Annotated in this window: 22 protein-coding genes; 8 read left to right on the forward strand and 14 right to left on the reverse strand. The window is 68.8% G+C overall.

Annotation, left to right across the window (positions count from 1 at the left end; translation table 11 throughout):
* Nucleotides 1-3: 3 nt before the first annotated feature.
* Entirely contained in the window at nucleotides 4-867 is an 864-nt protein-coding gene (locus ABS642_RS05460; protein WP_350352533.1) for a serine hydrolase, read from the forward strand.
* A gap of 7 nt (nucleotides 868-874) precedes the next feature.
* On the opposite strand, the gene efeB is transcribed toward ABS642_RS05460, so the two are convergent.
* Genes efeB through efeU form a run of 3 tightly spaced genes read right to left on the reverse strand, consistent with a single transcriptional unit; the run spans nucleotide 875 to nucleotide 4385 of the window.
* Nucleotides 875-2185: an iron uptake transporter deferrochelatase/peroxidase subunit gene (efeB, locus tag ABS642_RS05465; RefSeq protein ID WP_350352534.1), complete on the reverse strand. Its 1311-nt coding sequence runs from the start codon at nucleotides 2183-2185 to the stop codon at nucleotides 875-877.
* 26 nt (nucleotides 2186-2211) lie between these two features.
* Nucleotides 2212-3444: an iron uptake system protein EfeO gene (gene efeO, locus ABS642_RS05470; RefSeq protein WP_350352535.1), complete on the reverse strand. Its 1233-nt coding sequence runs from the start codon at nucleotides 3442-3444 to the stop codon at nucleotides 2212-2214.
* Nucleotides 3441-4385, reverse strand: a complete 945-nt coding sequence (efeU, locus tag ABS642_RS05475; RefSeq protein WP_350352536.1) for an iron uptake transporter permease EfeU — start codon at nucleotides 4383-4385, stop codon at nucleotides 3441-3443. Before efeU ends, efeO begins: the two co-directional genes overlap by 4 nt.
* Before the next feature lie 121 nt (nucleotides 4386-4506).
* Here efeU and ABS642_RS05480 point away from each other — a divergent pair, with 121 nt between their 5' ends.
* On the forward strand, nucleotides 4507-5511 hold the full coding sequence (locus ABS642_RS05480) for a 2-oxoglutarate and iron-dependent oxygenase domain-containing protein (protein ID WP_282217403.1): 1005 nt from the start codon (nucleotides 4507-4509) through the stop codon (nucleotides 5509-5511).
* A gap of 4 nt (nucleotides 5512-5515) precedes the next feature.
* On the opposite strand, the gene ABS642_RS05485 is transcribed toward ABS642_RS05480, so the two are convergent.
* The 3 genes from ABS642_RS05485 to rpsO all read right to left on the reverse strand — a co-directional run bounded on the left by ABS642_RS05485 (nucleotide 5516) and on the right by rpsO (nucleotide 7172).
* Complete coding sequence (locus ABS642_RS05485; RefSeq protein ID WP_282217404.1) at nucleotides 5516-5854, reverse strand: transcriptional regulator; 339 nt, start codon at nucleotides 5852-5854, stop codon at nucleotides 5516-5518.
* Entirely contained in the window at nucleotides 5854-6726 is an 873-nt protein-coding gene (locus ABS642_RS05490; protein WP_350352537.1) for a hypothetical protein, read from the reverse strand. Before ABS642_RS05490 ends, ABS642_RS05485 begins: the two co-directional genes overlap by 1 nt.
* A 176-nt stretch (nucleotides 6727-6902) precedes the next feature.
* Nucleotides 6903-7172, reverse strand: coding sequence for a 30S ribosomal protein S15 (gene rpsO, locus ABS642_RS05495; RefSeq protein WP_046014407.1), 270 nt, complete (start codon nucleotides 7170-7172; stop codon nucleotides 6903-6905).
* A 186-nt stretch (nucleotides 7173-7358) separates the two neighbouring features.
* On the opposite strand from rpsO, the gene ABS642_RS05500 reads away from it, so the two are divergent.
* A complete protein-coding gene (locus ABS642_RS05500) occupies nucleotides 7359-8651 on the forward strand; it encodes an MFS transporter (RefSeq protein ID WP_350352538.1) in 1293 nt (430 codons plus the stop codon).
* Nucleotides 8652-8682: 31 nt separating this feature from the next.
* Here the strand turns inward: ABS642_RS05500 and ABS642_RS05505 are convergent, their stop codons facing one another.
* Both ABS642_RS05505 and ABS642_RS05510 read right to left on the reverse strand, forming a co-directional pair.
* On the reverse strand, nucleotides 8683-9237 hold the full coding sequence (locus tag ABS642_RS05505) for a YceI family protein (protein WP_282217407.1): 555 nt from the start codon (nucleotides 9235-9237) through the stop codon (nucleotides 8683-8685).
* A 181-nt stretch (nucleotides 9238-9418) separates the two neighbouring features.
* Nucleotides 9419-9787 carry an FKBP-type peptidyl-prolyl cis-trans isomerase gene (locus ABS642_RS05510; protein WP_223625467.1) on the reverse strand — a complete coding sequence of 123 codons (369 nt, stop codon included), beginning with the start codon at nucleotides 9785-9787 and terminating at the stop codon, nucleotides 9419-9421.
* A 99-nt stretch (nucleotides 9788-9886) separates the two neighbouring features.
* Between ABS642_RS05510 and ABS642_RS05515 the strand changes: the two genes are divergently transcribed.
* Both ABS642_RS05515 and ABS642_RS05520 read left to right on the forward strand, forming a co-directional pair.
* The gene (locus tag ABS642_RS05515; RefSeq protein ID WP_350352539.1) at nucleotides 9887-10690 is read left to right on the forward strand and encodes a GntR family transcriptional regulator; all 804 of its coding nucleotides are present in this window, start codon (nucleotides 9887-9889) and stop codon (nucleotides 10688-10690) included.
* Between the two features lie 38 nt (nucleotides 10691-10728).
* The gene (locus ABS642_RS05520; protein WP_282217409.1) at nucleotides 10729-11448 is read left to right on the forward strand and encodes a cache domain-containing protein; all 720 of its coding nucleotides are present in this window, start codon (nucleotides 10729-10731) and stop codon (nucleotides 11446-11448) included.
* Between the two features lie 92 nt (nucleotides 11449-11540).
* On the opposite strand, the gene ABS642_RS05525 is transcribed toward ABS642_RS05520, so the two are convergent.
* Together ABS642_RS05525 and ABS642_RS05530 are read right to left on the reverse strand one after the other, a co-directional pair.
* Nucleotides 11541-12242 carry an alpha/beta hydrolase gene (locus ABS642_RS05525; RefSeq protein WP_350352540.1) on the reverse strand — a complete coding sequence of 234 codons (702 nt, stop codon included), beginning with the start codon at nucleotides 12240-12242 and terminating at the stop codon, nucleotides 11541-11543.
* A gap of 40 nt (nucleotides 12243-12282) precedes the next feature.
* Entirely contained in the window at nucleotides 12283-13617 is a 1335-nt protein-coding gene (locus tag ABS642_RS05530) for a PrsW family intramembrane metalloprotease (RefSeq protein ID WP_350352541.1), read from the reverse strand.
* Nucleotides 13618-13706: 89 nt separating this feature from the next.
* Here ABS642_RS05530 and ABS642_RS05535 point away from each other — a divergent pair, with 89 nt between their 5' ends.
* Nucleotides 13707-14576, forward strand: coding sequence for a fumarylacetoacetate hydrolase family protein (locus ABS642_RS05535; protein WP_282217412.1), 870 nt, complete (start codon nucleotides 13707-13709; stop codon nucleotides 14574-14576).
* A 67-nt stretch (nucleotides 14577-14643) separates the two neighbouring features.
* Here the strand turns inward: ABS642_RS05535 and ABS642_RS05540 are convergent, their stop codons facing one another.
* Both ABS642_RS05540 and ABS642_RS05545 read right to left on the reverse strand, forming a co-directional pair.
* Nucleotides 14644-16104: an aspartate ammonia-lyase gene (locus ABS642_RS05540; protein WP_282217413.1), complete on the reverse strand. Its 1461-nt coding sequence runs from the start codon at nucleotides 16102-16104 to the stop codon at nucleotides 14644-14646.
* Nucleotides 16105-16164: 60 nt separating this feature from the next.
* Nucleotides 16165-17085 carry a phosphodiesterase gene (locus ABS642_RS05545; RefSeq protein WP_350352542.1) on the reverse strand — a complete coding sequence of 307 codons (921 nt, stop codon included), beginning with the start codon at nucleotides 17083-17085 and terminating at the stop codon, nucleotides 16165-16167.
* A gap of 62 nt (nucleotides 17086-17147) precedes the next feature.
* Here ABS642_RS05545 and ABS642_RS05550 point away from each other — a divergent pair, with 62 nt between their 5' ends.
* On the forward strand, nucleotides 17148-17714 hold the full coding sequence (locus ABS642_RS05550) for a TetR/AcrR family transcriptional regulator (RefSeq protein ID WP_350352543.1): 567 nt from the start codon (nucleotides 17148-17150) through the stop codon (nucleotides 17712-17714).
* Nucleotides 17715-17729: 15 nt separating this feature from the next.
* Here ABS642_RS05550 and ABS642_RS05555 read toward each other — a convergent pair whose 3' ends face one another.
* Nucleotides 17730-18065, reverse strand: a complete 336-nt coding sequence (locus ABS642_RS05555; protein ID WP_350352544.1) for a peptidase — start codon at nucleotides 18063-18065, stop codon at nucleotides 17730-17732.
* Nucleotides 18062-19420, reverse strand: coding sequence for an inorganic phosphate transporter (locus ABS642_RS05560; RefSeq protein ID WP_350352545.1), 1359 nt, complete (start codon nucleotides 19418-19420; stop codon nucleotides 18062-18064). Before ABS642_RS05560 ends, ABS642_RS05555 begins: the two co-directional genes overlap by 4 nt.
* Nucleotides 19421-19574: 154 nt before the next feature.
* Here ABS642_RS05560 and ABS642_RS05565 point away from each other — a divergent pair, with 154 nt between their 5' ends.
* Nucleotides 19575-21677 (forward strand): S9 family peptidase, encoded by a 2103-nt coding sequence (locus ABS642_RS05565; RefSeq protein ID WP_350352546.1) that lies wholly within the window; start codon nucleotides 19575-19577, stop codon nucleotides 21675-21677.
* Nucleotides 21678-21680 lie beyond the last annotated feature (3 nt).

Genomic DNA, 21680 nt, shown 5'->3' on the forward strand with positions numbered 1-21680 from the left:
CGGATGCTCCGCGCCTCGACCATCCGCGATCAGATCGTCCAGCAGGCGGAGGAATCCGGCTTCGACGCGCACGGACTGCACGTCCTCATCGGCACGGATACCGCGGAGCACCGCTGGACCCCCGACGTCCGCGAGGACAGCCATTCCGTCGCGAAGGCCGTCTGCGTCCTCGCCGCCGGCATCGCCTCGGATGAGGGGCTCATCGATCTCGACGCCCCGGTCGGCACGTACGTCGACGACATCGATCTCGGACCCGGCGTCGATCGCGTGACGCTCCGCCGTCTCCTGAGCATGTCGAGCGGCATCGATCTGCCCTGGTCGGAGACCATGATGACCGATTGGCCCGATCTCGCGATCGAGTTCCTCGGCCGGCCGTCGCGAGGGTCCGTCTTCCAGTACTCCAACGCCAGCACCTATACGGCGATGACGGTGCTCGCCCGCCGCGTCGGCGACATCGCCGAGTATCTCGATCCGCGCCTCTTCCGTCCGCTCGGCATCCGCGACGTCGCCTGGGAGCGCTGCCCGAACGGCCGGATCATCGCCGGCGGAGGGCTCGCGCTGCGCACCGAGGAGCTCGCGCGCATCGGGGCTCTGATCCGCGACCGCGGGATGCGGGAGGGGTCCAGGCTGGTGTCGGCGGAGTGGATCGCCGCGATGCACTCCGACTGGGTGGTGGCGGGATCGACTCCCGGCTACGACCGCTACGCGCTCGCGGGCTGGGGTGGACCGGGTGGTGCGTGGCGGCTGCACGGCGCGCACGGCCAGCTGATCATCTTCGTGGACGACGCCGTGGTCACCATCACCGCGAACGATCACCTGGGCGCCGACGCCATGGCGGCCGCCGTCGTACAGATGCTCGCGAGCTGACGACCGCCTAGGCGAAGAGCTCGGCGCCCACGTAGGAGCCGGGCTTCACTCCCGCGGGGACCGCCCAGATGCCGGAGCCGACATGACGGATGTACTCGTTGAGGAGATCGGTCGAGAGGCGTCGCTGCAGGGTGATGAACTGCTCGGGGTCGCGCTGGTAGGACAGGAAGAAGAGCCCGGCGTCGAGCCTGCCCAGCTCGTTGTTCCCGTCGACGTAGTTGTAGCCGCGGCGGAGGATGCGGATGCCCTCGTTCTGCTCGGGGTGGGCGAGGCGCACATGGCTGTTCGCGTCGATCGACGCGCCGCCGAAGTCGGGTGCCGTGAACTCGTCGCCTCCGGAGAGCGGCGCGCCCTCCCCCTTGTCCCGGCCGATGATCGTGTCCTGCTCGGCGAGACGCACGCGATCCCAGGTCTCGATGAGCATGGCGATCTTGCGTGCCACCAGGTAGGAACCGCCAGCGAGCCAGGCCGGCTCGTCGTCGGATGCGACCCACACGTGATCCTCGAGCGCGGCCGCGTCGTCGGCCAGGATGTTCGCCGTGCCGTCCTTGAACCCGAAGAGGTTCCGCGGTGTCGCCTGCGCGGCGGTGGTGCGCGACGTCTTTCCGAACCCCAGCTGCGACCAGCGCAGCCGCGCACGGCCGAACGCGATCCGGCTGAGGTTGCGGATCGCGTGCACCGCCACCTGCGGGTCGTCGGCGCACGCCTGGACGCAGAGATCGCCGTGCGACGCCTGCGGGTTCAGGTCGTCTCCGAGGAAGGCCGGCAGGCGCTCCAGGCCGGCCGGGCGGAGCGCGGCGATCCCATAGCGATCGCCGTCCTCGTTCTCGAACAGCCCGGGTCCGAAGCCGAAGGTGATCGTGAGGCCTGCGGCCGGAAGCCCCAGCGCCTCGCCGGTGTCGTCGGGAGGCGCCTCCGCCGGACCGCCGACTGCGCCGCTGGCGCTCACCTCGAGCCCCTGCGTCATGCGGGCCGCCGCGTACGACCAGTCCTGCAGCAGGGAGATCAGGTCGTCGCGGTCGGTGCGCGGCATCATGTCGAAGCTCGCGAAATGCAGGTGGTCCTGCACGGAAGTCGTGATCCCGGCCTGATGCTCGCCGAAGAACTCGTGCACGGGCTGCGCGTCGGCGTGCGCTCGCGCGCGCCCGATCGCCACACCGCCCGCGATGCCGGCACCGCCACCCACCGCCAGTCCTGCGACGCCGCCTCCGATGGCGAGGCCCAGCAGGCCGCGCCTGCTCAGACCCGACGGAGGGGATGCCGCAGCCGTCTCGGCGGTCGCCGTCTCGGCCGCGGCATCCTCTTCTGGTTCGTTCACGTCCGTGATCGTATCGGCTCGGGCGATCAGTCGAGGACCGTGCCGGTCAGCTGCGAGAGCGGCTCGGCCAGGGCGTTGATCAGATCGGTGAACTCGCGCTTGTCGGCTTCGGTGAGCTCCGAGTAGCCGACGAAACCGTCGGTCAGCGAACCGTGGGCGGCCAGCGACTCCTCGAGAGCCGCGTAACCGGCCTCGATCTCCGACACGAGCGCCTTGCCGTCATCGCCCTGCGCCGCGGCGAAGTCCTGCACGAGGGAGAACGCCATCTTCGAGCCCTCGACGTTCGCGGCGAAGTCGTACAGGTCGGTTCCCGACCACCAGTCCTCCTCGCCGGAGATCTTGCCCGTCGCGACCTCGTCGAGCAGCGCGATCGCACCGTTGGAGATGCCGCCGATGCCCTGGTCCTCGAGCGCGGTGGTGAAGTCGTCCGAGTGCACGTAGTCGTAGAGCTCCTGCGCATCGGCGAGCAGCAGGTCGCCGAAGTCGGCCCGCTCCGCTGGGGGCGACGGCGCCCAGTCCTGCCAGGCGGGAGTCTCGCCGTCGGCGTTCAGCGCATCCTGCGCCGGCACCCAGAGGTCCTTCTCGATGCGGTGGAAACCGGTCCAGTCCAGGCCCTCGGCGACGGCGTCGACCTCGCGGTAGTCGATGCGCGGGTCGAGGTCCCCGAGCGCCTCGGCGACCGGCTCGATGCGCTCGTAGTACGCGCGCACCTGCGGGAACAGCGCGCGGGCCGTCTCGTCGTCGCCCGACTCGTACGCGGCGACGAAGTCCTCGACCGCGGGGACCAGCTGGCCGACCTGGTCCTTCACGAAGGCCGCGTACAGGTCGACGGCCGCCTTCTTCTGCTCGGCGTCGGGGCCGTCGACGGCCACACGGTCGCCCGTGACGGTGAATGCGGTCTTCCCGACGCCCTCGCCGATCATGCCCGGCTTGCAGAGCGTGAAGTAGTCGCCGGGCTGCGCCACGACCGTCAGCGTGCGGGATGCCGCGGGTGCGATGTTCTCGACCTCGCCGACGATGCGCAGTCCGTCTTCTGCGAGCAGGTAGAACTCGGAGACCTGATCGGTGTCGTTCTTCACGTCGAACGTGAGCGTCCCGCTCTTCGCCGTCGCCGCGGACACGGCGCAGCCGGCATCCGTGGAGGAGACGTCGAAGGCCGCTGCGGCGCCGACGTCGCTCTTCGCGACGCAGCCGCTCAGGACGAGCGCGGCGGCGCCCGTGGCGGCCACCGCCCCGAGGATCCGGTGGAAGGTGGTCATGCTGCTCCTTGTGGTGAGTGAGATGCCGTTGCGAGCTGCGGATCCGTCGACGCGCGGGGCTTCGACGGGCGCCGCGAGCGGAGACCGCGGATGTACAGGGATCCGACGATGAGGATGTAGAGCGTCCAGGCGAGCACCTGCAGCCAGGTCATCGCGGGCATGAACCCGACGGTGGCCTGCAGGATCGCGGCAAGCGGGCCGCCCGGTGCGATCGTCGACGAGACGTCGAAGGCCCAGCCGAAGGGCAGACCGGCCCAGCCGACCGCCACACTGCCGGTGAGCGGGTCGATCGGAGCCGCGGCGGTGAACGGTCCGGGAAGAGCACCGGCTTCCTGCAGGTCCATGAGCGCATAGGCGAGCACGCCCGCTGCGACGATGACCAGGAAGCCGCCGGTCCAGGCGAAGAAGCGGCGCAGGTCCAGCTTCACGGCGCCGCGCGAGATCAGCCAGCCCACGATGACCGCGGCCACGAGACCGAGCAGTGCTCCGAGCACTGCGGAGGGCGCATCGCCGAACGACTGCACCATCGACCACAGCAACAGGGTCGTCTCGATGCCTTCGCGGGCGACCGAGACGAATCCGATCGCGATGAGGGCCCAGAGCCCGCCGGCGGTGAGCGCCCGGTCGATTCCGCCCTCGAGGGTCGCCTTCATCGTGCGCCCCGCGCGCTGCATCCAGAAGATCATCCAGGTGACCATGCCGACGGCCAGCAGCGACAGCGAGCCGCCGATCAGCTCCTGGGCGGTGAAGGTGAGCTCGTACGCGCCGAAGGTGAGCACCGCGCCGATCCCGAGAGCGAGGGCGATCGCGAGCCCGACCCCGGCCCAGAGCTTCGGCAGTGCATCCTGCCGCCCCAGTCGACGGAGGTAGGCGACGAGGATGCCGACGACGAGCGCGGCTTCGAGGCCCTCGCGAAGGCCGATGAGGAAGGTGGCGAGCACGGAATGTTCGACTCTCTTGTGATGACTGAGGTAAGGCATCCCTTACTCACGAGACTCTAGCACTGGGTAATGCGGCGCAACACACGCCCGCCACCCCGGAAGGGCGACGTAGCCTCGGTCCATGGCTGAACTCTCGCTCCCCATCCTCGACCTGTCCCAGCTCGACGAAAGCCCCGAAGCCGCCGCCCGCTTCCGGGACGACCTGCGTGCGGCGACGCACGACGTCGGGTTCTTCTACCTCACCGGCACAGGCATCTCCCCCGAGCTGGAAGCACGGCTGCACCGCGCGGCGCTGGACTTCTTCGCCCTCCCCGAAGCCGACAAGCTCGCGATCGAGAACGTGAACAGCCCGCACTTCCGCGGCTATACGCGCGTCGGCGGAGAGCGGACGCAGGGCAAGGTCGACTGGCGTGAGCAGATCGACATCGGGCCGGAGCGCGAGCCCGTCGAGGACGGACCCGCGTTCAACCGCCTCATCGGGCCGAACCTGTGGCCCGCGGCGCAGCCGGAGCTGCAGGAGATCGTCACCGAGTGGCATGACACCCTGACCGCGATAGCCCGCAAGCTTCTGCGTGCCTGGGCCCTGACCCTCGGAGCAGAGGAGTCGTACTTCGACGAGCCTTTCCGCGACCCCTCCACGCTGATCAAGATCGTGCGCTACCCGGGCTCGCATGAGCCGGAGCCGCAGCAGGGCGTGGGCGCACACAAGGACTCCGGCGTGCTCACGCTGCTGTGGGTCGAGCCGGGCAAGGGCGGTCTGCAGGTCGAACGCGACGGTGAATGGGTCTCGGCTCCTCCCGTCGACGGCGCCTTCGTCGTCAACATCGGCGAGCTGCTCGAGTACGCGACCGGCGGATACCTGAAGGCGACCAACCACCGGGTGATCTCACCCCGGGCACCGGAGGAGCGCATCTCGATCCCGTTCTTCTTCAACCCGGCGCTCGACCAGCAGCTCCCTCTGCTCGAGCTGCCGACGGCGCTCGCCGCCGACGCGACGGGCGTCACCGAGGACCCGAGCAACCCGATCCATGCGACCTACGGCGAGAACGCCATGAAGTCGCGACTGCGGGCACACCCGGACGTCGCGGCGATCCACCACCCCGATCTCGTGGGCGCTCCCGCCTGAGAGCTCAGGGCATCCGCTGGCCGCCGAGCTCGACGATCTCGCGCAGTGCGCGCAGGTGCCCGTCGAAGGCGCTGAGCCCCGCCGCGGTCGAGCGCACCCAGGTGCGCGGGCGGGTGCCCACGTATCCCTTGCGCCCGGTGACGTAGCCGGCCTGCTGCAGATGACTGATCGCCTTGCTGAGCGCGGAGTCGTTCGCCTGCAGTATCTCCGCGAGGGTGGCGAAGTCGAGCTCGATCCCCTCGCCGAGCGACGCCATCAGCGAGAAGCGGATGGGCGTGGAGAAGTTGTCGTCGAGGCGAGTCCTCGGATGCGCGGGACCTCGAGCCTCCACGGGATCAGCCATCATGGCCGCTGACCGTCGCGCACGCGCCGCTCCTCTGGAAGGACGGCGGATCCGATCAGCAGGGCCGCGACCAGGGCGCCGCAGAGGAGGTACGTCGACGTCGCCATCGGCCCCGAATAGACCGTCTGCAGGTTCGCCCACACCATCACCACGACGGTCAGTGCGTACGCCAGGAAATGCGGCCATCGCCAGTATCTGCCGAGGGCAGCCGGTCCGGCATCCGTCCTCCACGCGAAGAACCAGCCGACGACGATCATCATCAGCACCAGCGTCGCGATGGACGTGGTCAGATCATCGCCGATGCCGATCGACAGTGTGGCCAGCCCCAGCAGCAGCCCGACGGATGCCGTGGCGATGCGCGTCGCAAGCGGTATCGGATCGCGCGCGGGACGAGCGGCGGGAGCGCTTCCGCGCGCCTTCCAGAGCTGAACGACTCCGATCCCGCCGAATCCGACGAGCATGATGGCGCCGGGGATGAAGTACGCCCACATCGGTCGCGCCTCGGGTGAGATCAGCAGGGCGAAGAACGTGCCGACGACCGCGAGGGCGAAGAGCACGATGAAGACGGTGTACCACCACTTGGAGCGCGGAGTGCGCCACTGCAGGCCGTTCCGCTCTCCCACGCCCGCGATGATCTGCGATGTGACGAGGAGAAGGAACAGGAGTGGCTGTGCGGCAGAAGACTCCGCCCGCACGACCAGGAGATACGCGGTGAAGATGGCCGCGGTCACCACGGCGGTGGCGATCGACTGCCAGGCGACGGCGCGCCGGTCGATTCGCTCCTCACGGCGCTGCTCGATCACCTCGATCTCGTCGAGGTAGAGTCGTGCGACCTCAGGAGACGGAGGCTCGAGGGGCTCGGATCCCTGCATCGACCGCTGCTCCACGGTGGACCCCCACTCTCTCTTTCCAGATGGAAAGCATTACTACTTTCCTAATGGAAACCTCTTGCGACGTCAACCCTTCCCGCGCACGACGAAGGCCGCCCCACACCGTGGGACGGCCTTCTCAAGAATGTTTTGCGCGATAGTACGCTGGGCGCTCTGCCTTAGCGGCGGAGTCCGAGACGCTCGATCAGCGAACGGTAACGCTCGATGTCGATGTCCTGGAGGTAGCCGAGCAGACGACGGCGCTGACCCACCATGAGGAACAGACCACGACGCGAGTGGTGGTCGTGCTTGTGCTCCTTGAGGTGTTCGGTGAGGTCCTTGATGCGCTGCGTCAGCATCGCGACCTGCACCTCGGGGGATCCGGTGTCACCGGGGTGCGTCGCGTACTCTTCCATGATCGCCTTCTTGGCGTCTGATTCGAGTGGCATAGATGGGATCCCCTTTCAGTTCGTTGCGCGGCGCCCGACGCCTGATGCGAGGGCTCTCTTTATCCGCGGCCGATCAAACGGCAACCTGAAGAGTCTACCAGCCGCGGACTCCCCCGAGTGACATGGCCCCGGCGTGCACCCTTCGACGCTCGGATAGTCTCGGATGGTGCAGATGAGAGCCTTCGAGTGAGCGCAGCGCGCGGACACCTGATCGACCTCACCCCGCTGAAGTCCAGCCCGGCGTTCGCCCGGATGTGGATCGGGTCGACCCTCGCCGGCATCGGCGGGCAGCTCACCATCGTCACCGTGATGCTGCACGTCTTCGCGCTCACCCAGAGCACGTTCGCCGTCTCCATGATCGCCGTCGCCGGGCTTCTCCCCATGATCTTCGCCGGCCTGTACGGCGGGATGCTCGCCGACGCCTTCGATCGGCGCCGCGTCGCTCTCATCGCGGCCACCGTGACCTTCGCCGCCACGGGGCTGCTCGCGACGCTCACCTGGACCGGGAACGAGACGATCTGGTGGCTGTACGTCCTGAGCATCGTCATCTCGGCGGCGAACTCGGTGGGCATGGCGACGCGCACGGCGATCGTGCCGCGCCTCATCCCGCGGAACATGCTGGCCGCGGCATCCGCCCTGAACGGCGTGGCCTTCGGTGTCACGGTGATGGCCGGCCCGGCGGTGGCCGGAGTCCTCGTGGCGCTCACCGGCTACGGCTGGACCTACACGATCGACGTGATCCTGATGCTGTCGATGTTCCTCGGCCTGTGGACGCTGCCCGCGCTCCGCCCCGAGGGCGACATCGTCCGTCCGGGTCTCGCATCCCTTGTCGACGGCTGGCGGTTCCTCCGCAGCGCGAGCAACATCCGGATGCAGTACGTCATCGACATCATCGCGATGACGTTCGGGCAGCCGCTGGTGCTGTTCCCCGCGCTCGGAACCGTGATCCTCGGGGGCGGAGCGGTCACGACCGGCATCCTGACGGCGGCGGTCGCCGTCGGCACGTTCGCGTCGAGTCTCCTGTCCGGCCGAGTGGTGCACTACCGCTGGCACGGTCGCGGCATCGAGCGCGCGGTCGAGGCGTACGGCGCCTCGATCCTCCTGTTCGGCGTCGTGCTGCTCGTCGGCGCCCTCTCTGGCTCCGCGACGGAGCACTCCCCCGACGTCGCCCTGATCGTCGCGGCATGCGTCGCGCTCGCCCTGTCCGGCGCCTCGGACAACGTCAGCTCGATCTACCGCAACACCATGATGCAGGCGGCCGTGCCCGACACGATGCGCGGCCGACTGCAGGGCGTCTTCATCGTCGTGGTCACCGGAGGGCCCAGAGTCGGAGCACTGTACGCCGGCACGCTCGCGACCGTGACGGCGCTCTGGTTCCCGCCACTCCTCGGCGGAGTCCTCGTGATCGCCCTGGTCGCCCTGCTGGCGCGGCGGAGTCGTCGATTCCACGACTACGACGCAGAGAACCCCGAGCCCTGAGGGGCCCGGGGTTCCGAATCGATCCGAGGGATCAGTCCTGCTGCAGAGCACCCTGCAGGTCGAGGTTGATCGTGACGTCCTTGCCGACGAGCACCCCGCCGGTCTCGAGCGCGGCGTTCCAGGTGAGGCCGAAGTCCTCGCGGTTGATCACGGTCTTGGCGGAAGCACCCGCCTTGTAGTTGCCGTACGGGTCCGTTCCGAAGCCACCGAAGTCGAGCTCGAAGCTGACCGGCTTGGTGACGCCGCGGATGGTGAGGTCGCCGTCGACGAAGAGCTCGTCGCCCTTGACGTGCGCCCCCGTGGAGACGAACTCCATGGTCGGGAAGTTCTCGGTGTCGAAGAAGTCGCCGGAGCGGAGGTGCGCGTCGCGACCCTCGTCGTTCGTGTCGATCGAGGTGACGTCGACGGAAGCCTCGACCTTGGCCTCGAGCGGGTTCTCCGGGGCGATCAGGGTGGCGTTCTTCACGCCGAACGTGCCGCGCACCTTCGAGATCATCATGTGGCGGACGCTGAAGGTCACCTCGCTGTGCGCGGGGTCGAGGACCCAGGTGCCGGAACGGTAGCCGGGGATGTCGATGCTGGTCATGCTTTTCTCCTCTGGAGACGTCAGCCGCTGCGGCGGCAAGGGACAGGAGCCGCGTGCGCGGCATCATGTGTCTCAACTTACATTCACCTGCATGTATTCCCGCGCATGCAGATCTCTTTCCGAAACAACGAGGCGCCCCACTCCCGAGGGAGCGAGGCGCCTCATCCGGCGTCGTACGGACTCAGCCGACGGCGACGAGATCGATGATGAAGATCAGCGTCTTGCCGGAGAGGAAGTGGCCGCCTCCGACGGGACCGTAGGCGAGGTGCGGCGGGATGACCAGCTCGCGTCGCCCGCCGACCTTCATGCCGGGGATGCCGTCCTGCCATCCCTGGATCAGGCCGCGGAGGGGGAACTGGATGGTCTCGCCGCGTCCCCACGACGAGTCGAACTCCTCGCCGGAGTCGAACTCGACGCCGGCGTAGTGGACGGTCACGGTGTCGCCGGGCTTCGCCTCGGCTCCGTCACCCTCGATGAGGTCGCGGATGACGAGCTCCGTGGGGGCGGTGCCGGTGGGGGCGTCGAACTCGGGCTTTGTGCGATCAGTCATGCCTCCATCCAACCCGAGCCGCGCTGACGGGTCAACGCGGGGGCACCTGCTCACAGCGAACACTTCGACAAGCCGCTGATGACAAGGCAGAATCGCAGGATGGAATCGGTTTCGTCACCTCAGGGGGTCGCCGATTCCGTCGCGCCTCCACCCGGCGGCCCTCAGACGCGACAGCATCCGCATCGCCTGCAGGGCGTGCTGTTCCAGCCGATCGGCGATGAAGGGCGCGCCGAGCTCGTGGAGCGCCGACTCGTCGACGCGATCACACGCGGCCATCTCCGCGCCGGCGAGCGACTCCCCTCCGAAGCCGAGCTGGCCAGGAGCCTCGGCGTCGCCCCGGTCACGGTTCGCGAGGCGCTGCTCGCGATCCGCGAGCGCGGGCTGGTGGTCACGCGCCGCGGACGCAACGGCGGCAGCTTCGTCGCGCAGCATGCCGACCCGCTCTCCTTCGCGCGGGAAGCCGTCCGCACATCGTCGCGCGTCGCGCTGCGCGACCTCGGCGCGCACTACGCCGCGATCACGGGTGCCGGCGTACGTCTCGCGGCACGGCGGGCCGACGCATCAGAGGCCGAGCAGGTCCGACGACGCATGGAGCGCCTCGACGAACTCGACGGCGAATCGCAGCGGCGTCTCCTCGACGACATCCAGATCGAGCTCGTCGCGCTCAGCCAGTCCGCGCGACTGACACGCGAGCAGATGAAGCTGCAGGCGGAGTTCTCGCCCTACCTGCGACTCGTCGCGCACACGTCGGAAGAGCACCGTCGGCAGGGCGCACATCTCGCTGCGGTCGTCGACGCGATCGGAGCCGCGGATGCCGGCGCCGCAGGCACTCGCACCGACACGATGGTCGCGGAGATCATCGACGCCCTGATCCAGCTGCAGGCTCAGCCGAGGAACGGCTGATCATGCCGGAACCCGCCCCCGCACACCCGGAGGACACGATGACGACAGCAACCGACACGGCGACCCGCGGCGCTGCGACCATCGTCGAGGAGTACTTCTCCTCGACGATCCGGAGTCTCCTCGGCTGGGTCGGCCCGTTCGCCGCACAGGTGGCCGAGGCGAAGCGCTCCGGCCCTCTGACCAGCGCGCGGATCGACGCTCTCGTGGAGCCGTACGCGCTGCGCACGCTCGACCTGCAAGAGGCTCCCGTGTACGGCGCGGGCTTCATCGCAGCGATCGACCTGCCGTCCGATGCCCGCAGCCACCTCGCCTGGTGGCAGGGCGACGATCGGCGGCAGCTGGTGCTCGCCGCGCAGTCGCTCAACAAGGAGAACATCGACTACAGCGCGCTCGAGTGGTACCGCCTGCCGATGGCCACGGGCGAGCCGCACATCGCCGGACCGTACGTCGACTACCTCTGCAGCGATGAATACACCATCACGGTCGCCGCACCCGCAGAGGCGGACGGGATGCGCATCGGCGTCGCGGGACTCGACATGCTCGTGGCCGAGGTGGAACGGGACCTCCTTCCGCGCTTCGCGGCGCTCGGTCGCGAGGTCACCCTGGTCAACAGCATCGGTCGCGTCGTCGTCTCAACCGACCCGCGGTGCGCGACGGGCGACGCGGTGCGCAGCAGTCCGTGGGCGGAGCTCCCACGATTCACCTGCGCCGGCCTCGCGCTCGACGTCATCGTCGAGCCCGACGCAACTCGCCCTTGACACCCCGCACGGCCGGGTGCACCCTGTTTACAGACCAACTCAGCGCCCGGTAGACATGCAGGCATCGCCGCAGCACCGGGCGCTGAGTCTTGCTACCGCTGCGGCTCCGGACGCCCTTCCGCGCTGCGCATCAGCAGCTCGGCGACCTCCCCGGGCCGGCTCAGCATGGCGCAGTGACCGCCGGGAACCTCCTCCGCCCGGATGCCGAGGCGTCGGCGCGCGAGGTCCCGCAGGAAGCTCGGCGGGAAGAAGCGATCGTCCGTGCACACGATGAATCGCGTCGGCACGTCGGGCCACTCCGCGAGCGGCCAGGGTGCCGTCATGGCTGCCTGGGAAGGATGAGCACGCTCCCTGCTCAGCGCCTCGTCCGCCAGTTCGCGCGGGACATCGTGATAGAAGCTCACGTACGGGTCGTCGTTGCCGGTCAGGCCGCCGTCACGGGCGGACTGCTCCTCGACGGCGGCCCCGTACCCGGTCGCCTCCCACCAGTCCTCCGGAGGCTCCCCAGGAGCGGGGATCATCCCGGCCAGCAGCACCAGCGCGTCGGCGGAGAGCCGCTCGGCGACGAGCGGTGCCGTGAAGCCACCGAAGGAGTGCCCGACGACGACCACGTCGCGTCGGTCGCCGACAGCGTCCACGACCGCATCCGCGTAGTCATCGAGGGTGAGCGAGTCGTCCTCGGCCGGGAGATCGGGCGCCAGCACGTCGTGCCCTCGCGCCGTCAACGCTGCGGCCACGAGATGCCACGACCATCCGACGTCTCCGCCGCCATGGATCAGAACGAACGTGCCCATCGTGCACCGCCTCTCCTGCGAGAAGGGTACGCCTCCGGCGTCAGTAGGCGAGCAGAGCCGCCCTGGTCGCTCTGGTGCGGATGAGCAGAGCGCGCTCGTCCTCGGCCGCCAGCGGATCCCGCCCCGTGATCGCGCGCTGCCGGACCGCCGCCAGCGCCGTCGCGTCCTTGATGAACTCGCGCATGAGCGGTCGCCGGTCGCCGCGGAGCTGGGCGGCCCAGGTCAGACCGACCTTGCGTCCGGCCGGCGTCGCCAGCATCGTGACCTCCTCGGGCGTGAACCAGCCCGCGGCCGCGTACTCGCCCAGACGCGACTTCGTCAGGCGCGCCTCTTCCCGCCGCAGGGCGATGATCCCGAAGATGAAGCCGAGGAAGAGCGGCACCTGGAGCGTGAAGTACAGGCCGAAGAAGTCGGCGAACGTGGCGGAGCCGTTCCACAGCGCGTGCAGGAGGATCGCGCCCAGCATGCCGAGGAGCCCCGCTCCCAGCGCGACGCCCGCCGACGAATGCCGACGCGCTGCGAGACCGATGGCGAAGCCCGTCAATGCGGTGAACATCGCGTGGGCGAAGGGCGAGAGCAGCGCGCGCACCACGAACGTGATCGTGAGCTGAGACCCGCCGCCCTCGATCAGACTGATCGCGAAGTACTGGATGTTCTCGGTGAAGGCGAACCCCGCACCGACCAGCGCCCCGTACACGACTCCGTCCACGGGACCGTCGAACGCGCGCCGGGCGACCAGGAAGATCAAGAAGACCCCGAGGCCCTTCCAGAACTCCTCGACGATCGGCGCCTGCACGACCGCGGAGAACGTGTCGTCGCGGAGACCGACCAGGAGCGTCAGGCCGATGTCGACGAGCAGCGTCAGGCCGATCGCCGCGACGGCACCCCAGGCGATGGCGAAGATGACGAGGCGCTTCGGCTCGGGATCCCAGCGGTCGATGATCCGCACCCCGAGGAAGACGATCGTGAGCGGGATGAGGGCGAGAACCAGACCGATCACGGACGCCATCGGACCGAGGGCCCAGCCGAAGTAGCCGATCAGCGCCAGGAGCAGGAAGCCGAGGAACGCGAACAGCCAGAGGGAGACGGTGCGCCCCTTCTTCGTCGGCACAGGGAGCGCCGGCAGCGACGGCGCGGGAGCGGGTGCCACGGGAGCCGGCGGCGTGTACGGCGTCGGCTGAGCCAGAGCGGACGCATACGCCGGCTGCGCGGAGAACTGCGGAGGGGTGTACGGCGACTGCGCATACTGCGGCGCCGAGTACTGCGGCGCGGAGTACTGGGGCGCGGAGTGCTGGGACGGATTCGCGGGCTGCGCAGGCGGCGGTGTGTAGGGCGACGGCTGCTGCGGCTGCTGGGGAGGTCCTCCGAAACTCATAGCTGAAGCATATGGGCCACAAGCGATATCGCTTCGTTCTGGCGAAGACCTCCACGCGGCGATCCCGCGCCACCGGGTAGCGTAGAAGCATGCGGTTCGCTCATCTGCGCCGTCCTGACTCCCCTCTCCCGGTTCTCGCCGTGGTCCAGGATTCGGACGCCATCCTCGTCTCTGACCTCCTCAACGATGCTCCTGCGACCCTGCAGAAGCTCATCGAGAGAGGAGACCTGGTGCTCGACGAGCTGCGAGCCGCGCTCGCCAGTGACACCGCGCCGCGGCATCCGCTGGGTGATTGGGAGTTCTCGTCGGCCGTGCTCGCTCCCCCGGCCGTCCTGGCCGTCGGCCTCAACTACGCCGCGCACTCCAGCGAGCTCGGACTCAAGACCGATGCTGCCCCGACCGTCTTCACGCTGTGGCCGAACTCCCTCACCGGCCATGAGCAGACCACCTCCTGGCCGCGCTCCCTCAGTGAGGCCGTCGACTACGAAGCCGAGCTCGGGGTCCTGATCGGGACGCCTGCCAAGGACGTCAGCGAGGGCGACGCGCTCTCGCACGTCTGGGGCTACACCGTCGTCAACGACATCACCGCCAGGAACATCCAGTTCTCCGAGGCGCAGTGGTCCCGCTGCAAGTCGTTCGACGGATTCACCCCGACCGGCCCCTTCGCCGTCACCGCCGACGAGGTCGCGGACCCGCAGGACCTGCACATCTGGGCGGTCGTCGACGGGCACACCGTGCAGGACGCCAGCACCGGGCAGATGGTGCGATCGGTCGCGAAGCTGATCGCGCACCTCTCCCAGTCGCTCACTCTGCTGCCGGGGACGCTGATCTCCACCGGCAGCCCCGGCGGCGCGGGCTACTCCCGTGACCCGCAGATCTTCCTGCGCGACCACTCGACTGTCACGGTCGGCATCGACGGGATCGGCGAGCTCACCACCCACTGCCGCATCACCGGCTGAGCGCACCCGCAGAACGCAGAAGGGGACGGATGCCGCTCGGCATCCGTCCCCTTCTGCGTGCGTCGGCTCAGATCTCGACCAGGTCCTCCGGCGTGATGACGGGGATCGCCGCCGTAATCGCCTCGAGTCCGGAGAGGCGAGCGGGCGACAGCTGCTTGACGACCTCTTCCCGCGACATCAGGCCCGCCTCGACGACGAGGTCGGCCACGTTGCGGTTCGTCAGCAGGGCGGTCTTCGCGAGCGCAGCCGCGGCGGCGTAGCCGATGAACGGCGTCAGCGCCGTGATGACGCCGACCGAGGCGCCGACCATGGCACCGAGACGGTCCCGGTTCGCGGTGATGCCGTCGACGCAGTTGACGCGGAGGGTCCACATCGCCTGCCGCATCCAGGTGATGGACTGGAAGATCGAGTGCGCGATCACGGGCTCGAACGCGTTCAGCTGCAGCTGGCCGGCCTCCGCCGCCATGGTGACGGTCATGTCGGCGCCGGCGACGGCGAAGGCCACCTGGTTGACGACCTCGGGGATGACCGGGTTGACCTTGCCGGGCATGATGCTGGAACCTGCCTGCATCGCCGGGAGGTTGATCTCGCCGAAGCCCGCCTGCGGGCCGGAGGAGAGCAGACGCAGGTCGTTGCAGATCTTCGACAGCTTCATCGCGTTGCGCTTGAGCGTCGACGAGAACGACATGAACGAGCCGGTGTCGCTGGTGGCCTCCACGAGGTCGGCCGACGTCATCAGATCGAGCGAGGTGATCTCGCGCAGGTGCTTGAGCACCGCCGGTGCATAGTCCTGGTGCGTCGTGATCCCGGTGCCGATGGCCGTCGCGCCCATGTTGATCTCGAACATCAGCGAGGCGTTCTCGGTGAGCCGCGTGTGATCGAAGCCGAGGGTCGAGGCGAAGCCGTGGAACTCCTGCCCGAGGGTCATCGGCACGGCATCCTGCAGCTGCGTGCGGCCGACCTTGAGCACATCGTGGAACTCGCGGGACTTCGCGAGGAACGACAGCCGCAGCAGATCGAGCTCTTCGAGAAGCGAGCGCAGCGTCAGCGACAGCCCGATCTTGACGGCGGTCGGGTAGACGTCGTTGGTCGACTGGCTGCGGTTGGTGTGGTCGATCGGCGACAGGAAGGCGTAGTCGCCCTTCTCGCGTCCGGCCATCTCGAGCGCGATGTTGGTGATGACTTCGTTCGCGTTCATGTTCGTCGACGTGCCGGCACCACCCTGGATGACCCCGACGGTGAACTGCTCGTGGAACTCGCCGTCGATCACGCGCTGAGCGGCGCGGTCGATGAGGTCCGCGCGCTCGGGGTCGAGGACGCCGATCTCCCGGTTCGCCCGCGCACTCGCCTGCTTGACCATCGCCAGCGCGATCACCAGATCGGGGTAGACCGAGATCGGGCGTTTGGTGATCGGGAAGTTCGCATCGGCGCGGGCGGTGTGGATCCCCCAGTACGCGTCGACGGGGATCTCCATGCTCCCGAGGGAATCGGTCTCGGTGCGGGTCAGGGCAGGCGCGGCAGAAGCCATGTCACATCCTTGTGGGTCGTGGCGGGTGAGTGTGTGGGGGATGCACCCAGTCTACGCGGCTCAGCGACCGCGTTTCCGGGAGAAGGCTTCGAGCCGGCCCTCCGGAGTGAGCGCCGCCATGCGATCCAGCCACTCCTCGGAGAAGTAGTTCCCGGTCGCGGCATCCGTCACCGGGACGACCGAGTGCGTGATCGTGTCGGGGTGCACGTGGACGAGCTGGAACGCCTGCGCGGCATCCATCCCGTTGACCTCGGCGGCGGGCAGCGCGACGTTCATCGTGTAGCAGGTCGCGGACGCCACGCTCACCGGGACACCGGCGAACGTGCCGTGCGAGGAGTAGTGCAGGTGTCCGGCGAGGATGCCGCGCACGTCGCTGCCCCGGATGATGTCGGCGAGCTCGTCCTGATGGCGGAGCTCCAGGATGTCGAAGAGCGGCAGGTGGCTCGGCAGTGGCGGATGATGCATCGCCAGCAGCGTGCCGTGGGGCGCCGGCTGGGCCAGAGTCTCAGCGAGCCAGGCGAGCTGGCCGGGATCGAGATCGCCGTGATGCCAGCCCGGCACGCTGGTATCCAGGGCGATGACCCGGAGACCGTCGAGGTCCCAGACGCCGGTCACGGGTTCCTCGGTCGGTGGCAGATCGAGAAGGTCTCGCCGCAGCGCTGGGCGCTCGTCGTGATTGCCCGCGACCCAGATCACCGGGGCGTCCAGATCGGCCGCGACCGGCTCGACGGCGGCGCGCAGGCGTCCGTAGGCGTCCGGCTCACCGAGATCGGCGAGGTCGCCGGTCACGACGATGGCAGCGGGGTGCGGATGCACGGCTCGGATCGCCGCGAGCGTCCGAGCGAAGTTGGTCTCGACGTCGTAGCGGCCGCCGAGACGCGCGCCTCCCGCAAGGAAGTGGGGATCGCTCACGTGGATGAGGACGTGCGACGCGGGCCGGTGGCGGCCGAACGCGTGCGCGGTGCCTGTTCCTGCTGACATGGCCTCAGCCTATGCTCCCCCACCGACTACTGCGCCTGTAGTGATCGCACTAGGCTTCGATCATGGCCAAGAACGAGAGCAGACGCCGGATCATCGCGGATGCCGGCCTCGCCGTGCTCGCGCGCGACGGATCCCGGGGACTCACCCACCGCGCCGTCGACGCCGCGGCCGAGGTCCCGACCGGAACCACGTCCAACTACTTCCGCAGCCGCGACGCCCTCGTGGCCGGGCTCGTCGAACGCATCGGAGAACGCCTGGCTCCGACCACGGAGGACCTGGAGCGCCGCGCCGGCGGCTCGCCCGGTCCTGCCCTGTTCGCCGACTACATCCGCGACATCGTCCGCCGCCTCACCGACGATCGCGACGTCACGCTGGCGCTGTTCGAGCTGCGCCTGGAGAGCAGCCGCCGACCCGAGGTCGCCGCAGTCCTCGCGGCCTGGCAGCGCGCCGGTCTCGACGGCGACGTCGCATTCAACGCGGCGGCGGGGCTTCCCGGTGGCCGACGGGAGATCGCCCTGTTCCACTACGCGATCGACGGCCTCCTGCTCGATCGCCTGACGTCGCCGATCGATCCGGACACCTCGACCGACGACATCATCGACGCTCTCGTGGCCGGGCTGCTGCGCTGAGGCCGCAGTCCTCGGTCAGTGACCGACCACGATGAGCAGGATGCCCGCGAACACCGCGGCGGCGCACAGCACGAAGCAGCCGTAGGCCCCGACGAGCGCGAGCGACTTCTGCGCGTCGGTCAAGGGACTCTTCCTGGCCGCCTTCGCGGCCTGCTTCGCCGCCCGCTTGAGCTCCTTCTCGGAGATCACGGTGATCGCGTCGGTGAACTCCGCCGGGCTCACCACCGGAGCGTGCCCGCTCCGGACGAGCAGCCGGAGACCCAGCGCGTAGAACGTGACGATGGCGGTGGCACCGATGAGCGCGGCGGCGAACACCTGCAGGAAGGCGAGCCAGTCGATCGAGACGTTCATGCGGAATCTCCGTCCCGGCCGGCGTCCACGGGCTTCGTGCTCTTCCCGGACTTCGCGGCACCCTTGGCCTCGGCCTTCTGCTTCGCCCGGGCCTTGGACTCGGCTTTCGCCTTCTCCCTGGCCTCGGCACGCGCCTTCGCCTCGGCCTTGGCACGCTCGATGCGCTGCTGCCGGCGCGTGGGCGGCGGCGTGTCGGGGACCTCCACCGCGAGGTGGGATTCGGCCACGTCACTCATCGCGTTGGCATGCGTGACCGCGTTGCGGCGCGAGCGCATGAAGAGACCGAGGATGATGAGCACGGCGATGACCGCGTCGATCGCGACGCCCCAGTTGCCGAGCCAGACGACGAGCAGAGCGGCAAGCGCGCCCACTCCGCCGGCGGCCGGCAGTGTGAGGAGCCAGCCGATGCCGATCCGTCCGGCGGTGCGCCAGCGGACCGTGGAGCCGCGACGTCCGAGGCCGGAGCCGATGACGGAGCCGGAAGCGACCTGGGTGGTCGAGAGAGCGAAGCCGAGCGCGCTCGAGGCGAGGATCGTGGCGGCCGTCGAGCTCTCCGCCGCGAAGCCCTGCGCGGGCTTGACGTCGGTGAGGCCCTTGCCGAGCGTGCGGATGATGCGCCATCCGCCGAGGTAGGTGCCGAGCGCGATCGTGAAGGCACAGGCGATGATGACCCACAGCTCCGGCTCGTGGTGGGCACCCGACTGCCATCCGATCGTGATCATGGCGAGGGTGATCACACCCATGGTCTTCTGCGCGTCGTTGGTGCCGTGCGCGAGCGCGACCAGGGAGGACGTGAAGATCTGCCCCCACCGGAATCCGTCTCGTCCGTCGGGCTTCCCGTCGTAGCGACGCGTGATCGAGTACGCGATCTTGGTCGCGGCGAAGGCGATGATGCCGGCCGTGACCGGGGCGATCAGTGCCGGCAGCACGATCTTCGACAGCACGGCGCCGAAGTCGATGCCGCCGAGACCCGCGCCGACGAGCGTGGCCCCGATGAGGCCTCCGAACAGAGCGTGCGAGGAGCTCGACGGCAGACCGAGCAGCCACGTCAGCATGTTCCACGTGATGGCGCCGATGAGTCCGGCGAAGATCAACGACAGGAAGAGATCGGCTCCCGCCGCGATGATCGCGTCTTCCTTGATGATGCCGCCCGAGATCGTCTTCGAGACCTCCGTCGAGAGGAAGGCTCCGACGAGATTCAGGACGGCTGCGAGGAGGACGGCGGTCTTGGGCTTCAGCGCACCGGTGGCGATGGGTGTGGCCATCGCGTTCGCGGTGTCGTGAAATCCGTTGGTGAAGTCGAAGAACAGTGCCAGCGCGATGACAAGCACGACGATGAGGGCTGCGGTTTCCACCGTTCGCTTTCGGTCGTTTGAGGAAGAAAGGAGATGTCGACGTGATCGACGTGATGAACGAAGAGTTCACCGTGGGTTTCACTTCCGTTTACCGGCCCCGCTAAATCCTCCCACCCTGCCCCGCGCCGGTCAACTCGACCTGGGATAGCGTGGAATGGTGACCGACGCCCCCATCGCAGACCGCCGCTCCACCACTCGTACTCACCACGGAGACGAGGTCGACGACCCGTACGAGTGGCTTCGCGCGAAGGAGTCCAGCGAGGTCATCGAGCACCTCGAGGCCGAGAACGCCTACACCGACGCGAAGACTGCGCACCTCGCCGAGCTTCGCGAGCAGCTGTTCGAAGAGATCAAGAGCAGGGTGCAGGAGACCGACCTCTCGGTGCCCACCCGTCGCGGAGACTGGTGGTACTACAGCCGCACGGAAGAGGGCTCGCAGTACGGCATCCACTGCCGGGCCGCCGCCGCACCCGGCGACTGGACTCCCCCGCGCCTCGAGCCCGGCGTGCCGGTGCCCGGCGAGGTCGTCCTCCTCGACGGGAACGCCGAGGCCGAGGGCCATGAGTTCTTCTCGCTGGGAGCGTTCGACACCTCGGACGACGCGACGAAGCTGCTCTGGTCCACCGACTTCGAGGGCGACGAGCTCTACACGGTGCATGTGCGCGACCTGACGACGGGCGCGACGCTCGACGACGTCATCCCGAACACCGGCGGCGCGTTCTTCACGCCGGACGGCACCGGCGTCGTCTACACGACCCGGGACGAGGCCTGGCGGCCCGACACGCTGTGGCTCCACCGCCTCGGCACCCCCGTCGCCGACGACATCACGCTGTTCCATGAGCCCGACGAGAAGTTCTGGCTCGGCGCCGGGATCACCCGCAGTCGCCGATACCTCGTGATCGGCGTCGGATCGAGCATCACCAGCGAGGAGTACCTGGTCGACCTCACCGGAGATCTCACCGCCGAGCCGCGGCTCGTGTGGCCGCGCCGCGAAGGCGTCGAGTACTCGCTCGATCATGCCGTCGTCGACGGCGAGGATCGTCTTCTCATCCTGCACAACCACGACGCCCTCGACTTCGAGCTGGTATCGGTCGCGGCATCCGATCCGCAGGGCGAGCGGCGCGTGGTGATCGCACACGAGCCGGGCCGGCGACTCCTCGGGACCGACGCGTTCCGCGACTTCGCCACCGTCGAGTACCGCAGCGAGGGGCTCGAGCGCGTCGGCCTGCTGGACTACTCGACGGATGCCGTCGACGAGATCTCCTTCGACGAGCCGCTGTACTCGGCCGGTGTCAGCGGGAATCCGGAGTGGCACTCGCCGTACCTGAGACTCGGCTACACGTCGTTCGTGACACCGGGGACCGTGTACGACCTCGATCTCGCCTCGCGGGAGCTGGTGCTGCGCAAGCAGGTCACCGTGCTCGGCGGCTATGACCCGGCGGAGTACGGCCAGCGCCGGGAATGGGCGACCGCGTCCGACGGCACCCAGGTGCCGATCTCGCTGGTGTGGAAGCGCTCGCTCGGCGACCCCGGATCGGCCCCGCGACCGGTGCACCTCTACGGCTACGGCTCCTACGAGCACTCGATCGATCCCGGCTTCTCCGTCGCGCGGCTCTCGGAGCTGGACCGCGGGGTCGTCTTCGCGGTGGCGCACGTGCGCGGTGGCGGCGAGATGGGCCGCCAGTGGTACGAGGAGGGCAAGCTGCTGCACAAGCGGAACACCTTCACCGACTTCGTCGCCTGCGGGCAGCACCTCGTCACCACGGGCGTGACCACCCCGCAACAGCTGGTCGCCGAGGGCGGCAGCGCGGGAGGTCTGCTGATGGGCGCGGTCGCGAACCTCGCGCCCGAGCTGTTCGCCGGCATCCTCGCCGCGGTGCCGTTCGTCGACGCGCTGACGACGATCCTCGATCCCTCATTGCCGCTGACCGTGATCGAGTGGGACGAGTGGGGCGACCCGCTGCACGACGCCGAGGTCTACGCCTACATGAAGTCGTACACGCCCTACGAGAACGTCCGCGACGGCGTCGCCTACCCGCGCATCCTCGCCGTGACGTCGCTCAACGACACCCGCGTCCTCTATGTGGAGCCGGCGAAGTGGGTCGCCCGTCTCCGGGAGGCCGGAGCATCCGATGTCCTCCTGAAGTGCGAGATGGTCGCCGGACACGGGGGCGTCAGCGGACGCTACAACTCCTGGAAGGAGCGCGCGTTCGAGCTCGCATGGCTGCTCGACACCCTCGGACTCGCGGACGCCTGACCA

The organism is Microbacterium sp. A8/3-1 (genome assembly GCF_040267695.1).
GTDB lineage: Bacteria > Actinomycetota > Actinomycetes > Actinomycetales > Microbacteriaceae > Microbacterium > Microbacterium luteolum.